This window comes from Sphingopyxis italica (assembly GCF_011926545.1).
GTDB classification, from domain to species: Bacteria; Pseudomonadota; Alphaproteobacteria; order Sphingomonadales; family Sphingomonadaceae; genus Sphingopyxis; species Sphingopyxis italica.
Window position 1 is genome coordinate 535806 of record NZ_JAATIT010000002.1, and the last position, 15322, is coordinate 551127.

Genomic DNA, 15322 nt, shown 5'->3' on the forward strand with positions numbered 1-15322 from the left:
GCAGCCGGGCGGCCTAGCGGCCCGCGTCGACTTTCTTCACCATATCGATGAAGCGTGACAGCTCATCTACAGCGCTGTCAATATCGTCGCGCTGACGGCGAAGCAGCGCGATACGCTCCTCGCATTTTTCGACCGTTACCTGCCGCTGCAATTTGCGGCCGTCGCCGACGTCGTAAAGGTCGATCATCTCGCGAATGTCGGCGAGGCTGAATCCCGTGCGCTTCGCGCGCAGGATCCACGCGAGCCGCGCGCGATCGCGCTTCGAATAGATGCGCGACAGCCCCTTGCGCGACGGGCTGATGAGCCCCTCGTCCTCATAGAAACGCAGCGCACGCGCCGTGACCCCGAACTCGGTCGACAAGTCGGTAATGCTGAATTGCTCGCGCCCCAGATGATCGGGCGTGTCGATATGGGCGTGGCCGTAGGGTTCGGTCATGCCGCTGAAACTAGTTTCCGTTGACGTGAACGTCAATAGCGCCGGATCGAGCGATTTCGGGGCAGGTCAGCCCGCGCAGGGACGCACTATATTGCCGCCTTGATCGGTAATCCGCAAGCCCTCCGCATCATCGGCCGACCAGCTCGCGCGCGGCAGTCGCAAACCCGAAAGCGAGGCGCCGTTGGGACAGAGGCGCGCGCATTGCGGCGGCAGACGTCCCGGCAGGCGCAATTCATCCTCTTCCTCGTGCACCAGAGCCTCGCAGCCCTCCGCACCCGCAAAGCGCATCCGCCAGCTGTCGCCCTCGCGCACCATCGTTCCGGTCGCGAGGCAGGACAGCGTCGTTCCGAAGGAAGCGGTGATCGCGAAGCGCCATTTCCCGGCCCCGTCGGGAACGACGCACATCGCGTCGCGGCCAAGGTCGTGCCGGCGCTCGAACACGCCGACCGGCGAGGCCGCGTCCGCGCGAACCACGCCGCGCTCGCGCGCCGCGACCTCGAGCGGATTGCCGGCGTCGACCTCTTTCGCGTCGGGCTCGGGCCGTTCGCATCCCGCAAGCAGCAGCGCCGCCAACGCCAAAAGCGCCTTAGCCCTGCGCATCGTCCGCCAGAAAGCTCAGACGGCCATCGGACTCGACGCGGCGATAGAAACAGGAACGCCGCCCGGTGTGGCACGCGGGGCCCGCGGGCTTGACGCGCAGCAGCAGCGCGTCCTGATCACAATCGACGCGCATCTCGACCAAGGTCAGCCCGTTGCCCGACGTTTCGCCCTTGCGCCACAGCGAAGTGCGCGAGCGCGACCAGAAATGCGCCTGCCCGGTTTCGCGCGTTTTCGCGATCGCCTCTTCGTTCATATGCGCGACCATCAGCAGGACGTGGCTGTCGGCGTCGGTGACGATCGCGGTCACCAGTCCCGCGGCATCGAAACGCGGAAGAAATCGGTCGGTCGTGTCGCGCTGATCATCCATGAAGTGCGCTCTAGAACAGGATCGAAGCCGCTGCCACCCCGCCTGTCGCGCCCCATGTGACAATATCGTGATTAGGGGGGCGACATTTGCGATTGCCCTCCCTATATGCGCCGCAGTCACTGCCCCCCTGCCCCTGGCCCCGACCCTGGAATGACATGCTGACGACCCATCCTTTCGACGACGACAAGCTCCGTGAGGAGTGCGGCGTATTTGGTATACATGGCGCCGACAGCGCCGCCGCGGTTGTCGCGCTGGGGCTTCACGCCCTGCAGCACCGCGGACAGGAAGCCGCGGGCATCACCGCCTTTGACGGCAAGGATTTCCACACCCATCGCGCGATGGGCCATGTCGCGGGCAATTTCGACCGCGACGACATTATGCGCCAGCTCGCCGGCAATTCGGCCGCCGGCCATGTCCGCTATTCGACGACGGGCGAGACTGCGCTGCGCAACGTCCAGCCGCTGTTCGCCGACCTGTCGACGGGCGGCTTCGCAGTGGCGCACAACGGCAATATCTCCAACGCGGCGGCGCTGAAGAAAGTGCTCGTCCGCCGCGGGTCGATCTTTCAGTCGACCAGCGATACCGAGGTGATCATCCATCTCGTCGCGACGTCCAACTACCGTTCGCTGCTCGACCGGTTCATCGACGCGCTGAAGCAGGTTGAGGGCGCCTATTCGCTGATCTGCCTGACCGCCGAAGGCATGATCGGCTGCCGCGATCCGCTCGGCATCCGCCCGCTCGTCATAGGCAAGCTCGGCGATGCGCATATCCTCGCGTCCGAAACGGTGGCGCTCGACGTCGTCGGCGCCGAATTCGTGCGTTCGGTCGAGCCGGGCGAACTCGTCATCGTTCGCGACGGCCAGCTCACCTCGCACCGCCCTTTCGCCGAGCAGTCGGCGCGGCCGTGCATCTTCGAATATGTCTATTTCTCGCGCCCCGATTCGATCGTCGACGGGACGAGCGTCTATTCGGTGCGCAAGGCGATCGGCGCCGAACTCGCGCGCGAAAATCCGGTCGATGCCGATCTTGTCATCCCCGTCCCCGATTCGGGCACGCCCGCGGCGATCGGCTATGCGCAGGAATCGGGCATCCCGTTCGAACTCGGCATTATTCGTTCGCACTATGTCGGGCGCACCTTCATCCAGCCGGGCGACAAGGTCCGCCATCTTGGGGTCAAACTGAAGCACAACGCCAATCGCGCGCTGATCGCGGGCAAGCGCATCGTGCTCATCGACGATTCGATCGTGCGCGGCACGACAAGCCTCAAGATCGTGCAGATGATGCGCGATGCCGGCGCCGCCGAGGTGCATATGCGCATCGCGAGCCCGCCGACCCAGCATAGCTGCTTTTACGGCGTCGACACGCCTGAACGGGCTAAATTGCTCGCGGCGCAGATGACGGTCGGCCAGATGGCGAATTTCATCAACGCCGACAGCCTTTCCTTCCTGACGATCGACGGCCTCTATCGCGCGCTGGGCGAAGCCGACCGCAAGCATGACGCCCCGCAATATTGCGATGCCTGCTTCACCGGCGACTATCCGACCACGCTGACCGATTTCGACGAGCATGGACTGGAAGATCAATTTTCCTTGCTTGCCGAACGGGTTGTCTGACACAATGACTGTGACGTCTAAAGAACTGGCGGGCCAGGTTGCGCTCGTAACCGGGGCGAGTCGCGGTATCGGCGAAGCGATCGCCGAATCGCTTGCCGCACGCGGCGCGCATGTCGTGATCACCGCGCGCACGGCGGGCGGGCTCGAGGAACTCGAGGACCGCATCCACGAAGCCGGCGGCAGCGCGACGATCGCGCCGCTCGACCTCACCGACGGCGACAGCATCGCCCGGCTCGCGAGCGCGATCGCCGAACGCTGGCAGCAGCTCGACATGCTCGTTCTCAACGCCGCGATGCTCGGTACGCTGACCCCCGTTGCCGCGATCGACGGCAAGGAATTCAACAAGCTGCTGACGCTGAACCTGATCGCGCAGCAGGCGCTGATCGCGAATTTCGACCCGCTGCTTCGCCGCGCGTCGAACGGCCGGCTAGTCGCACTGTCGAGCGGCGTCGCGCGCGAACCGCGCGCCTATTGGGGCGCCTATGCTGCTTCGAAGGCGGCGTTCGAGACGCTCGTCACTTGCTATGGCGCCGAAATGCGCAATATCTCGACCGTACGGACCGCGATCCTCGACCCCGGCGGCACGCGCACCCAGATGCGCGCGCGCGCCTATCCGGGTGAGGATCCGCAGAGCATCAAGGATCCCGCCGCGGTCGGCGAATATGTCGCGCGGCTGATGGTCGAGGGCTTCGACAGCACCGCTTTCCACGCTCTGCCCAAGGTCATGGAAAAAGCTTGAAGCCATCTTCGTTTTCCTGCGCTAAGACACTCGCATAAGAGGGTTTGTGAGGGCGCGGGAACAATGACCAAGACACTTTTGCGATCGGCGATCGCCGCGATCATCGGCATCGTCGTCGCTTTCGGGCTGATCTGGCTGGCGCAATATGCCGGCAGCGAAATTTCGCCCGATGTTTACGACCCCAATAGCGGCGAAATCCTGATTCCCGTTGGATCGACGATCGCACTGATCGTCGGCTGGTTCATCGGAACCTTCGCCGGCGGCTGGCTCGCGATGCGCGTGTCGGCGGGCACCGGTCCGGGCTGGATCGTCGCCGGCGCGGTCATCGGCGCCGCGCTCTACCGCGCGGTAACCCTCGCCGACAGCTGGTGGATCATGATACTTGGCGTCGCCATTCCGCTGTTGGCGGTTTGGCTGGCGCAGCGTGCGGCGAGCATCGTTGCCGAATAGCTCGTCGCCCCCGCGAAGGCGGGGGCCGCAAGCAACTTTACGCCGTGTCGATAGCGGCCCCCGCCTTCGCAGGGGCGACGGTGGTTTGGCCTATTCGGCGCCCCTATCCACCGCCATCTGCACGCTTTTGTAGAAGGCTTCACGCGCGGCGCCGACGCCTTCGGGGTCGGTCGCGGTGGGCCAGTTGCCGTTGGACGCGATCACCAGCCCCCGCTTCGGATCGATGAAGATGCCCTGCCCGAAGATGCCCTGCGCGGCGAAGCTGCCGTCGTCATTTGTCCACCATTGATAGCCATAGCCGCGGCCCGGAACGTCGATCCCCGCCTGTTTCGTCGTTGCCGACGCGATCCAGTCGTCGGGCAACACTTTCTGACCGCCCGCAACCCCGCCGTTCAGGATAAACTGGCCGAAGCGCGCATAATCCTTGAGGCTCGCCGACATGCAGCAGCCGCTGATCTCATGCCCGGTCGCGCCGAGCATCCACACCGCGTCCTGCTCCATACCGAACGGCTTCCAGATTTTTTCGGACAGATATTGCGACAGCGTCTTGCCCGTCGCGCTCGACACGAGCACGCCGATCAGATTGGTCTCGCCGGTCTTGTAAACCCACTTCGACCCCGCGGGCGCTTCGCGCGGCAAGGTCTTCATATAGCTGACCGTTATGTCCTCGCCCGCGACCGGCTTTTGCATGTTGAACAAAGCGACGTCGGACTTGGGATCGGTATAATCCTCGTTCCATTTGACGCCCGACGTCATCGTCAGCAGCTGCTTCACCGAGACATCGTCATAGGCCGACCCTTTGAGCCCCGGGATATAGGCGGTGACCTTGTCATCGAGGCTCTTGATATAGCCGTCCTTGACCGCCGCGCCGACAAGCGTCGAAGTGAAGCTCTTGGCGACCGAGAAGCTCGTCCAGCGCCCCGCCGCACCATAACCGAGCGCATATTTTTCGAGCCGGACCTTGCCGTCCTGCACGATGATCAGCCCCGCGTTGCGTTGCTTGGCCATATAGGCATCGACATCGGCGCCAAGGTCGAGCGGCTTGCCCTGCGGCAGCGGATAGACGGCGTCGCCCGCCTTCACCGTATTGACGACGACCTTGGGAACCGTCTCCATCGTGCGGAAGGCGGCGTCGCGTTGGTCCTGGGTCCAGAACAGCACATTCAGATCCTTTGGCAGTTGATCGGTGGTTTGCATGGTTGCGGGCGCGCTGCACCCTGCCGCCGCGGTGCCCAGCAGCACCGCCGCCAAAAAACTTCGCATGTCGTTTCCTCCCCCTGTTTTCAGGCTGTTTTTTCGAGCGTGACTTGCGCGACATCGATTCCGCCGCCGCGAAAGCCGCCCTCGCAATATTGCAGATAATAGCGCCAGAGCCGGATGAAACGCTCGTCGAACCCCGCCGGGAGCTGATCGGCGGCTACCGCCGCGTCGAAGCGTTCGCGCCACTGGCGCAGCGTCTCGGCATAATCGCCACCGAAGCGGCGCACGTCGCGCCATGCAAGCCCCCTCGCCTCGGCAAGCGCGCGAAAGCGGCTTTCCGAAATCAGGCAGCCCCCAGGGAAGATATAGGCCTGGATGAAATCGCTGCTCGCCGCATAGCGTTCGAACAGCGCATCGTTGATCAAGATATACTGGATCGCCGCCTTGCCCCCCGGGCGCAGCAACCGTGCGATCGCGTCGAGATAGGCAGGCCAATAGGCCTCGCCGACCGCTTCGACCATCTCGACGCTGGCGATCGCATCATAAGGGCCCTGCGCGTCGCGATAGTCGCACAGCTCGATCCGCGAACGTCCCGACAGATCGACCGCGTGAAGCCGCGCGTCGGCGATTTCGGCCTGCGCCGCCGACAGCGTTATGCCGGTATAAAGCACATCGTGCCGTTCGACCGCGCGTTCGGCGAGCGCGCCCCAACCGCAGCCGATTTCGAGCAACCGGCTCCCCGAACGCAGGTCGAGCCGATCGAGGATGGCATCGACCTTCGCCGTCTGCGCATCCTCGAGCGACTGACGCGGATCGGCGAACAACGCACTCGAATAATTCATGGCTTGATCGAGCCATAAGCGATAGAAATCATTGCCCAAATCATAATGAGCATGAATGTTTCGCTTGGCTCCGCGGCGGTCGTTGCGGTTCAGCGAATGGATTGCGCGGTTCAGCCAGCGCCATGGCCCCCGCGCTCGCCCTGCCTTGCCCAAGGCCTCGCCATTGCGCATGAACAGATCGAACAGCGGCACCGGATCGGGTGACGACCATTCGCGCGCTTCCCACGCGCGATACCAGCCGACCGACCCCGACAGTGCGAGGCGCGCGAGCGCCGCCCAGTTATGAAGGTGGACCACCGCCACCGGTCCCTTGCCGCGCCCGCCGAGCAGCCGCACGCTGCCATCGGGCAAATGCCCCTCGATCGTGCCCTGCGCCAGTCCCGCGTCGATCCGGTCGAGCATGTTATGGAAAAGGCGCGCGGGCGCCAGCGCGATCAGCCGTGCCATGCCGCCGCCCGCGCGATAGGCGCGGTCGGCGCGAAGCAGTTCCTTACCGCGGCGCGGGCTGACATGCGTGTTCATTGCCACCTTCCTGCCCCAAACGCATCGCGCTGACAATCAGTTGAAACGCGCGCCGCCATGACGTCACGCACCCGCGCTCATTCGCGATGGCTGGCGGTGTCGGGCGCGGTCAGCCGCACCTGAAAACGTTCCTGAGCGAGCGGGTGCATGAAACGCTGATCGCGCAGCAGGATCGCATCGCCATCGCGCTCCGCCACGGGCATCCGCGACCAGAACAGGAAAGCGCGCGCCGCGGGATCGGCTTTCGCCCAGCTTTCGATCCGCGGATCGTCCATGCCCGTTGGACGACCGGTCAAGTCGACGTTGCCACCCACGCCGGGAACGAAGCTCGCGGTGCCGTAGCGGTCTGCGGTCCGCCAGAAGATGTCACGTTTCCAGAATGCCAGCGGCGGCGGACTCGCGACGACGAGCGCGTCTTTCCGCCCGCCCGCTTCAAGAGCAACCGATGCCATGCGCTCGGCGGCGCCGGTGATCAGCCCATTGGCGAGGATATAGCCGCACGCGCCCGTAAAGCCGATCCACGCCGGCTGCGGCCAATTTGCCGCCGCGCGCCGCTCACGGCGCAGCGACAGCCAGACCGAAATGCCGAGCGCGATCCATATCCACAGGTCGATGATGAAGATGCTGTCGCCATAGAACCAGCGATGGCTGAAGGGTTCGAGCAGGCGGATCCCGTAATTGTTGAGCCAGTCGAGCGCCGGATGGCTGAGGCAGCCGATATAGGCGAGTACAAGCAGCCAGCCCTTGTGAACCGGCAACCGGCCCGCAGGCCGCTTGCCGCGCCGCGCCTGCCAGCGGTCGAAAGCGAGCATCACCCCCCAAAGCACGATCGGCAGCAGGATGAGCGCGATCGGCCCATGCGAAATCCCGCGCCGCATCGACAGCGATTCGATCCCGTAAATCGCGCAGCCGGCGTCGATATCGGGCAGGTTCGCCGCGATGATCAGCGTCGGCATCGCCAGGCCGGTCTTCTTCTTGAGCCCCATCTGCCCAAGCAGCGCGCCAACGAGGCTGTGCGTCAGATTATCCATGGCGGCGGAAGATCAGAGTTCGGGGCCGCTTTCCGTCACCGTCCAGGTCTGTCCCTTCTTGAGCAAGCCTTGGAGATCAGCCTTTTTGCCCTCGGCCGCCGCCTTGTTCTGGCGCACGACGTCCGCCTCGAAAGTCGGGCGCGGGTCGTCGTAGAGGACGCCCAAGGCCATCGGGAACTCGCCGAAACGCATCTCGACGAGCATATGCGCCACGCTGCGGTTGGTGACGTCATGGACGATCACCCCTGCCGCTTCCCAATCGCCATCGACGACATCGACGGTCTTGAGGTGCAGGGCCTCGGCGTCGAGCGCGATGCCTCTGGTGCCCTTGGCATAGAGCATCGGTTCACCCTGCTTGAGCCAGAGCTGGCGATCCTCGGCGCCCTTCGGCGCAGCGAAATCCTCGAACACGTCTTTGTTATAGACGATACAGTTCTGAAAAATTTCGATAAATGCCGCGCCCTTGTGGGCATGTGCGGCTTTCAGCACGTTCGGCAGTTCCTTCGACACGTCGAACCCGCGCGCGACGAAGCGCGCGCCCGCACCGAGCGCGAAGGCCGCAGGTTGCGCGGGACGGTCGACCGAGCCGTAGGGCGTTGACGGGCTCGTCGTCCCGACACGGCTGGTCGGCGAATATTGCCCCTTGGTCAGACCGTAGATCTCGTTGTTGAAGAGCATGATCTGGCAATCGAGATTGCGGCGGATCAGGTGCATTGTGTGGTTGCCGCCGATCGACAGCCCATCGCCGTCGCCCGTGACGATCCAGATGTCGAGATCCGGATTGGCAAGCTTCAGCCCCGTCGCGAACGCCGGGGCACGGCCGTGGATCGTATGGAAGCCATAGGTCTCCATATAATAGGGAAAGCGCGACGAGCAGCCGATGCCGCTGACGAACACGGTATTTTCGGGCGCGGTGCCGATTTCGGGCATCGTGCGCTGCACCGCCTTCAGGATCGCATAGTCGCCGCAGCCCGGGCACCAGCGGACTTCCTGATCAGTTTCCCAATCTTTCAGCGTCGTCGTCCGCGCGATGGTCGTCATCTCGTTCATTGCATATCCTCTCGGGGCAACAACGCTTCCGCGTCAGCCCAGCGCCTCCTCGATGGCGGCTTCGATTTCGGCGATGGTGAAGGGCTGACCCGACACCTTGTTCACCGGCTTCGCATCGACCAGATATTGATCGCGCAGCACCGTCTTCAATTGCCCCGTGTTCATCTCGGGCACGATCACCCTGTCATAGCTTTTCAAAAGCGCGCCGAGATTCGCGGGCAGCGGCCAGATATGGCGGATATGGACGTGGCTGACGTCCTCGCCCTCGGCGCGCTTGCGGCGCACCGCCTGATGGATCGGGCCAAAGGTCGATCCCCAGCCGACGACCGCGAGCTTGCCGCCCTCGGCACCGAGTTCGACGACCTGATCGGGCACCTTGATGCCGTCGATCTTGTCCTTGCGGATATCGGTCATCGCCTGGTGATTGCCCGGCGCGTAATTGATGTGGCCGGTATCGAGTTCCTTCTCGATCCCTCCGATGCGGTGGAGCAGCCCCGGCGTGCCGGGCTTGACCCACGGGCGCTTGAGCTTTTCGTCGCGGCCGTATGGCTTGAAGCCGCCCTCGGGCACTTCGGTCAGGAACTCGACCGGAAACGCCTCATAGGTCGTGAGGTCGGGCACCGCCCACGGCTCGGCGGCATTGGCGATATAGCCATCGGTGAGCAGCATCACCGGCGTCATATATTGCACCGCGATGCGCACCGCCTCGATCGCGCATTCAAACGCGTCGCCGGGCGAGCGCGCGGCGACGACGGGCATCGGCGCGTCGCCATTGCGGCCATAGACCGCCTGATAGAGATCGGACTGCTCGGTCTTGGTCGGGAGGCCGGTCGAAGGCCCGCCGCGCTGCGAATTGACGATGACGAGCGGCAGCTCGGTCATAATCGCGAGCCCCATCGCCTCGCCCTTGAGCGCGATACCGGGGCCCGACGAGCTGGTAACGCCGAGCGAGCCGCCGTAGCTCGCGCCGATCGCCGAACAGATCGCCGCGATCTCGTCCTCGGCCTGAAAGGTCGTGACGTCATATTCCTTGAGCCGCGACAGGTGATGGAGGATCGCCGACGCCGGCGTGATCGGATAGCCGCCGAAAAACATCGGCAGCTTCGCAAGCTGCGCCCCCGCGACGAGCCCGAGCGCAATGCCTTCCGCCCCGGTCAGCGTGCGATAGAGGCCCGGCGCCGCCGGCGCCGGATCGACATGATGCTGCTTGAGCGGACCTGCAAGTTCGGCGGTCTCGCCATAGGCGTGCCCCGCGTTGAGCGCCGCGACGTTCGCCGCCGCGAGATCGGGCGCCTTCGCGAATTTCGCATTGAGCCAGTCGATCAGCGGCTGACGATCGCGGTCGAACATCCAGAGCGCGAGCCCCAGCGTCCACATATTCTTGCAGCGCAGCGCCTCCTTGTTGCCGAGGCCGAAGGGCTTCACCGCGTCCATCGTCAGCTGGCTGATGTTGAGCTTCAGAAGCTGCCATTTGGCGAGGCTGCCGTCGTCGAGCGGGTTCGCCTCATATTTCGCCTTGGCGAGATTGCGGTCGTTGAACTCGCCCTCGTCGGCGATGATCAGGCCGCCCTGCTTCAATTGCGGGACATTGGTCTTGAGCGCCGCGGGGTTCATCGCGACCAGCACGTCGGGCGCGTCGCCCGCGGTGTCGATCGCCGAAGACCCGAAATTGATCTGAAAGGCCGAGACGCCGAACAAGGTGCCCTGCGGCGCGCGGATCTCTGCGGGAAAATCGGGGAAAGTCGCGAAGTCGTTGCCCGCGAGCGCCGACGACAGCGTGAATTGCCCGCCGGTCAGCTGCATCCCGTCGCCGCTGTCGCCGGCGAAGCGAACCACCACTGCATCCGAAAGGGGGGACTGCCGCTCGCCGTCGGCCCGGTCCTCTACCGCTGTCGCCATTTTTTCCTCTGCCTCAAATCTTGCGAACCTGTGACATGGGCGTAGGCCTCTGCGCCTCAAGCCGCAATTGAGAAAAAATTGTGCGCCAGAAAGGGTGAAGCACAGGTGAGTTTCGTTTCGGGATTGAATTTACCCCGCCGATACCGAATAGCATGGCCAAAATATCGATCAGGGAGAGACGCGAATGACCGACGGCACTATCCAGCAGGCGCGTCCCGACGTGGCGGCTTTCCTTGCATTCCTGAACGCGCAGGAAGGGCCGAAGATGGAGGAGTTGCCACCAGCGGGCGCGCGCGAGATGTTCCGGGTGATGGGTCAACTCGCCGACGTTCCGCGCGGCGACATCGCGAAGGTCGAAGATCGCACGATTCCGGGACCCGCCGGCGACATTCCGATCCGCATCTATGACAGCCACCCGGGCCGCGAGACGGGGCCGGTGATGGTCTTCTATCATGGCGGCGGCTGGGTGATCGGCGATCTCGACACCCACGACCCCTATTGCGCCGAAGCCGCGCGGCAACTCGACATGCCGGTGATCGCGGTCGATTATCGGCTCGCCCCCGAACACCCCTTCCCCGCCGCGCCGGAGGATTGCGACGCCGCGACGCGCTGGATCGCCGACAATATCCCCTGCACGGGGCTGGTGCTGTCGGGCGAAAGCGCCGGCGGCAACCTCACCATCGCCACCGCGCTGACGCTCCGCGACAAGCCGGCTTCGAAGCCGGTGATCGCGATTCATCCCATCTATCCCGCCGTCACGACGCACGACGACTGGCAAAGCTATCGCGATTTCGGCGAGGGCCATTTGCTGACGCAGGGCAGCATGACCTGGTTCGGCAATCATTATGCCGCCGACCCCGCCGACTATCGCGCCTCGCCGCTCGATTTCCCGGCCGAAGGCTTGCCGTCGACCTTGCTGATCACCGCGGGGCTCGACCCCTTGCGCGATCAAGGCCGCGCCTATGCCGCGAAGCTGATCGAAGCGGGCGTGCCGACGACCTATCGCGAGGCGAAGGGCAATATTCACGGCTATATCAATCTGTCGCAGGCCATCCCGAGCGCGCGCGAAGATATTCGCGGTGCATTGACGGTATTGAAGGCAATCGTCGCCGAAGCTAACGGGGCGCCATGATCGACCATAGCAAACTCCCCTATCGCCCCTGCGCGGGCGTCATGCTCGCCAACCGCGACGGCCGCGTCTTCGTCGGCCAGCGGCTCGATACCTCGAGCGAGGCGTGGCAGATGCCGCAGGGCGGAATCGACGATGGCGAAGATGCCGAAACGGCGGCAATCCGCGAACTCGGCGAGGAAACCGGCGTCCATGGCGGGCTGGTCGAAATCATCGCGCGCAGCCGCGAGGAATATTTCTACGACCTGCCCGACCATCTGATCGGCAAGATGTGGGGCGGCAAATATCGCGGCCAGCGCCAGCACTGGTTCCTGATGCGCTTCATGGGCGAGGACGGCGACGTCAACATCCATACCGATCATCAGGAATTCCGCGCGTGGAAATGGGCCGAACTGGATGAGATCGAGAAATTGATCGTCCCGTTCAAGCGCGCGCTCTACCGCGGGTTGGTCGAGGAATTCGGGCCGCTGGTTTGATCCCTGATCGCGATCGCGGTGCGAAAGACGTCGGCGAACATCTCCGCCGTCAGCCGCCCGGTGTTCGTGTTGTAGCGCGAACAATGATAGCCATCGACCAGATGCCGCCCATCGGGCAGCGCATGGACCGCGCCATGCCCGAACGGATGCGCGGCGAGGCGCTCGCCGGCCGCGCGTAACGCCGCATCATGCGCGATCCGCCCGAGCGCGATGATCACCCGCACCTTCGGCAGGGCCGCGAGCTGCGTCTCGAAAAATGGCCGACAATTCGCGATCTCCGCAGGATTCGGCTTGTTCTGCGGCGGCAGGCATTTGACGCTGTTGACGATGATCGCGCCATTGAGCGCCAATCCGTCGTCGGTCCGCGCATCATATCGCCCCCGACTCAGCTCGAATTCGGCGAGCGTCGCGAACAGCAGGTCGCCGGCATAATCCCCGGTGAACGGCCTCCCGGTCCGGTTGGCGCCATGCTTGCCGGGCGCCAACCCCGCGAACGCCAGCCAGGCTTCGGGGTCGCCGAAGGCGTGCACGGGCGCATTCCACCAATCGGGATATTCCGCCTGACATTCACGCCGCAGCGCGACGAGCCGCGGGCAGCGCGGGCAATCGCGCGGCGGCTCGGTTCCGGGTAACGGGCTACCAATTTCCATGCGTCTGCGATAGGCGCGGGGGCATGAGCAACGCAACGCCGCTCCCGCTCTATGCCATCGGCCTCGGGTCGAACCGCCGCCACGCACGTTACGGCGACCCCCGAGCCGTGCTGCTCGCCGCGCTCGCCGCGCTTGAAAGCGACGACATCGAAGCGGTCGACGCGAGCCCGATCATCGCCAGCGATCCGCTCGGCCCGTCGCGCCGGCGCTATGCCAATGCCGTGGCGCTCGTCGCTTCGCCGCTCAGCCCGCCCGAAATGCTCGCGCGCCTGCAAGAAATTGAGGCGCGCTTCGGCCGCCGCACCGGCCAACGCTGGAGCACTCGAACGCTCGATCTCGATATCCTGCTCTGGTCGGGCGGCGCCTGGTCCGACGCAGCCCTCACGATCCCCCACCCCGCCATCGAACAGCGCGCCTTCGTGCTAGGACCGCTGCGCGCGATCGTCCCCCAATGGCAGCACCCGCTGACCGGGCGCAGCATCCGCCAACTCGCCGCGCGCCTGACGCGCCCGAAGCCGGTTGACCGGGGCGCCTCCGCACACTAGGGCGACGGCTCACTTCGCGCGCCGCGACATCCGGCGCCGGATGGGCCCTTAGCTCAGTCGGTAGAGCAACTGACTTTTAATCAGTAGGTCGCTGGTTCGAACCCAGCAGGGCTCACCAAATCGCGTGATTTTCGGCGTCGTGAGACGCTACCAGCGCAGGAAGCGCGGCAGGATCAATCGCCCGGCAATCGCTGAAAGCAGGACCGCGGCGCCGTGCCAGAGCGCGATGTGCACGACGTCATCGCTCGCGCAATGCAGCGCGACGATCGTCGCACCGGCGGCACCCGCGGCGATACCGATGACCCAGCCCGCGCGCGTCGGCGACGTCGGCGCGCCCGCCCTTAGCCAGAAGAACAGCGCCGCGCCGACGCCGAGCCCCGCCGCTACGCCTTGCACGAGGCAGCGAAAGCCGAAGCCGTGGCGCGCGGCTTCCATCGCGGCATGGCCGTCGGTGATGCACGCCGCCACCGCCGCGAGCGGCAGCGAGAGCGAGGCGCCGACCGCCCAGCGCCAGCCACCATAGTCGCGCCCGACGCCCGGCAGGCCCATGCGCAGCGCGCTCCATGTCGCCGCGAGGCCGGTGGCGGCGGTCAGCCAGAAAGCGAGCATCGAAAGCGGCGGCATTCCGCGCACCGCCAGATCCTGACGTAGCCCGAAGATCAACAGCAACGCCGCGGCGCCCGCCATCCATCCGGCCGCGACCCATGCGGATCCGCGCGCGACGCGGCGCGGGCGAACGGGCGTCAGATCCCCCGCCAGCTCGTCGATCAAATTGTCGATCGATGCGTCCTTCATCTCATTCGCTTTCAATCAGTTCTGCGAGCTTCTTGAGCCCCCGATGGATATTCACTTTGACGAGCGACTCGCTCTGCCCGCAGATCTGCGATGCTTCGGCGATCGACGCGCCTTCGATCTTGACCAGCGTGATCGCCTGCGCCTGCTTTGGCGGCAGGAGCGTGAGCAGATGATCGATGCTGAGCCGTGCATGGACCGCCTCGTCCTCGGCGCCGACCGCCGCGTCATTATCGCCCAGTTCGGCTTCGTCGCGCTGGCGGCGCAGCATGTCGATCCAGCGATAGCGCGCGATCGCGGCGAGCCAGGGCAAGAACGCACGCCCGCTGTCCCAGGTCGCGAGCTTGCGGTGCATCGAAACGAGCGTTTCCTGCACGAGATCGTCGATATGGTGCGGCGCGATCCGCCGCGCGAAATAGCGGGTGAGCCATTTGCGGCAATCGACGAGCAACGCGCGATAGGCGCTGCGATCCCCCCGCTGCGATGCGGCCATCAAGCGCGCCAGCGAAGGTTCGTCGATGCTCATTTCAAGCGCATCCTAGCAATCAGCGCGTCGAGCGAGAACAGCCCGCCGCCGCGCACGATCAGGATCGCCGCCATCGCCGCCCATAGCGAGTGGACGGGCCACCAGGCGTCGGGAAAGACAAAGATCTGAATGACAAGCGTCATCACGAGCAGCGCGCCCGCCGAAAGGCGCGTCGCGAGACCGAATAGCAGCAGCGCGGGGAACAAATGTTCGGAAAAGGTCGTCAGCGGCACTGCGATCGCCGGATCGAGCGGCAGGCCCGAAAATTCGCTGCGGAACAGATCATATTGCGACGGGTCGATCCGGAGGAAGCTGCCCTCGACCACCTTTGTCTGTCCGGAGCGCCAGAATACGCCCGCGAGCGCGATGCGCAGCAGGAACAGCGCAGCGCCTTCGACAAGCCGCGACCCCGCGACGGCTACGCCGTTGTCATAAAATCGCGTAATCGCATTCAT

At 64.9% G+C, this 15322-nt stretch carries 18 protein-coding genes and 1 tRNA gene; 7 read left to right on the plus strand and 12 right to left on the minus strand.

What is annotated here, in order from left to right; translation table 11 throughout:
- Window positions 1–13: 13 nt before the first annotated feature.
- The 3 genes from GGR90_RS10255 to hisI all read right to left on the minus strand — a co-directional run bounded on the left by GGR90_RS10255 (window position 14) and on the right by hisI (window position 1403).
- Window positions 14–436 carry a MerR family transcriptional regulator gene (locus tag GGR90_RS10255; RefSeq protein ID WP_167921331.1) on the minus strand — a complete coding sequence of 141 codons (423 nt, stop codon included), beginning with the start codon at window positions 434–436 and terminating at the stop codon, window positions 14–16.
- A gap of 66 nt (window positions 437–502) precedes the next feature.
- On the minus strand, window positions 503–1036 hold the full coding sequence (locus GGR90_RS10260; protein WP_167921332.1) for a hypothetical protein: 534 nt from the start codon (window positions 1034–1036) through the stop codon (window positions 503–505).
- Complete coding sequence (gene hisI / locus GGR90_RS10265) at window positions 1023–1403, minus strand: phosphoribosyl-AMP cyclohydrolase (RefSeq protein ID WP_167921333.1); 381 nt, start codon at window positions 1401–1403, stop codon at window positions 1023–1025. Before hisI ends, GGR90_RS10260 begins: the two co-directional genes overlap by 14 nt.
- A gap of 155 nt (window positions 1404–1558) precedes the next feature.
- On the opposite strand from hisI, the gene purF reads away from it, so the two are divergent.
- The 3 genes from purF (at window position 1559) to GGR90_RS10280 (ending at window position 4205) form a co-directional block, all read left to right on the plus strand.
- Window positions 1559–3016 carry an amidophosphoribosyltransferase gene (gene purF, locus GGR90_RS10270; RefSeq protein WP_167921334.1) on the plus strand — a complete coding sequence of 486 codons (1458 nt, stop codon included), beginning with the start codon at window positions 1559–1561 and terminating at the stop codon, window positions 3014–3016.
- A gap of 4 nt (window positions 3017–3020) precedes the next feature.
- Window positions 3021–3755 carry an SDR family NAD(P)-dependent oxidoreductase gene (locus tag GGR90_RS10275; RefSeq protein WP_245198564.1) on the plus strand — a complete coding sequence of 245 codons (735 nt, stop codon included), beginning with the start codon at window positions 3021–3023 and terminating at the stop codon, window positions 3753–3755.
- A 63-nt stretch (window positions 3756–3818) separates the two neighbouring features.
- Window positions 3819–4205 (plus strand): hypothetical protein, encoded by a 387-nt coding sequence (locus GGR90_RS10280; protein WP_167921336.1) that lies wholly within the window; start codon window positions 3819–3821, stop codon window positions 4203–4205.
- Window positions 4206–4295: 90 nt separating this feature from the next.
- On the opposite strand, the gene GGR90_RS10285 is transcribed toward GGR90_RS10280, so the two are convergent.
- The 5 genes from GGR90_RS10285 to GGR90_RS10305 all read right to left on the minus strand — a co-directional run bounded on the left by GGR90_RS10285 (window position 4296) and on the right by GGR90_RS10305 (window position 10749).
- Window positions 4296–5468, minus strand: coding sequence for a serine hydrolase domain-containing protein (locus GGR90_RS10285; protein ID WP_167921337.1), 1173 nt, complete (start codon window positions 5466–5468; stop codon window positions 4296–4298).
- Between the two features lie 20 nt (window positions 5469–5488).
- Window positions 5489–6769, minus strand: coding sequence for an SAM-dependent methyltransferase (locus GGR90_RS10290; protein WP_167921338.1), 1281 nt, complete (start codon window positions 6767–6769; stop codon window positions 5489–5491).
- Window positions 6770–6846: 77 nt separating this feature from the next.
- Window positions 6847–7800, minus strand: coding sequence for a metal-dependent hydrolase (locus GGR90_RS10295; protein ID WP_167921339.1), 954 nt, complete (start codon window positions 7798–7800; stop codon window positions 6847–6849).
- 12 nt (window positions 7801–7812) lie between these two features.
- The gene (locus GGR90_RS10300; RefSeq protein ID WP_167921340.1) at window positions 7813–8850 is read right to left on the minus strand and encodes a 2-oxoacid:ferredoxin oxidoreductase subunit beta; all 1038 of its coding nucleotides are present in this window, start codon (window positions 8848–8850) and stop codon (window positions 7813–7815) included.
- A 33-nt stretch (window positions 8851–8883) separates the two neighbouring features.
- Window positions 8884–10749, minus strand: a complete 1866-nt coding sequence (locus GGR90_RS10305; RefSeq protein WP_167921341.1) for a 2-oxoacid:acceptor oxidoreductase subunit alpha — start codon at window positions 10747–10749, stop codon at window positions 8884–8886.
- 184 nt (window positions 10750–10933) lie between these two features.
- Here GGR90_RS10305 and GGR90_RS10310 point away from each other — a divergent pair, with 184 nt between their 5' ends.
- Together GGR90_RS10310 and GGR90_RS10315 are read left to right on the plus strand one after the other, a co-directional pair.
- Window positions 10934–11881 carry an alpha/beta hydrolase gene (locus GGR90_RS10310; protein WP_167921342.1) on the plus strand — a complete coding sequence of 316 codons (948 nt, stop codon included), beginning with the start codon at window positions 10934–10936 and terminating at the stop codon, window positions 11879–11881.
- Window positions 11878–12354, plus strand: a complete 477-nt coding sequence (locus GGR90_RS10315; protein WP_167921343.1) for an RNA pyrophosphohydrolase — start codon at window positions 11878–11880, stop codon at window positions 12352–12354. Before GGR90_RS10310 ends, GGR90_RS10315 begins: the two co-directional genes overlap by 4 nt.
- Here the strand turns inward: GGR90_RS10315 and GGR90_RS10320 are convergent.
- Window positions 12315–13004: a uracil-DNA glycosylase gene (locus GGR90_RS10320; protein ID WP_167921344.1), complete on the minus strand. Its 690-nt coding sequence runs from the start codon at window positions 13002–13004 to the stop codon at window positions 12315–12317. The two genes, GGR90_RS10315 and GGR90_RS10320, sit on opposite strands and share 40 nt — an antisense overlap.
- A 23-nt stretch (window positions 13005–13027) precedes the next feature.
- Between GGR90_RS10320 and folK the strand changes: the two genes are divergently transcribed.
- Window positions 13028–13549, plus strand: a complete 522-nt coding sequence (gene folK / locus GGR90_RS10325; RefSeq protein WP_167921345.1) for a 2-amino-4-hydroxy-6-hydroxymethyldihydropteridine diphosphokinase — start codon at window positions 13028–13030, stop codon at window positions 13547–13549.
- A gap of 42 nt (window positions 13550–13591) precedes the next feature.
- Window positions 13592–13667: transfer RNA gene (locus GGR90_RS10330), tRNA-Lys, on the plus strand.
- Between the two features lie 29 nt (window positions 13668–13696).
- Here GGR90_RS10330 and GGR90_RS10335 read toward each other — a convergent pair.
- From GGR90_RS10335 to GGR90_RS10345, 3 genes are read right to left on the minus strand one after another with little or no spacing between them, the layout of a single operon-like run.
- Window positions 13697–14344: a DUF1109 domain-containing protein gene (locus GGR90_RS10335; RefSeq protein ID WP_167921346.1), complete on the minus strand. Its 648-nt coding sequence runs from the start codon at window positions 14342–14344 to the stop codon at window positions 13697–13699.
- A 1-nt stretch (window position 14345) separates the two neighbouring features.
- The gene (locus GGR90_RS10340; protein WP_167921347.1) at window positions 14346–14867 is read right to left on the minus strand and encodes a sigma-70 family RNA polymerase sigma factor; all 522 of its coding nucleotides are present in this window, start codon (window positions 14865–14867) and stop codon (window positions 14346–14348) included.
- A complete protein-coding gene (locus GGR90_RS10345; protein WP_167921348.1) occupies window positions 14864–15322 on the minus strand; it encodes a DoxX family protein in 459 nt (152 codons plus the stop codon). Before GGR90_RS10345 ends, GGR90_RS10340 begins: the two co-directional genes overlap by 4 nt.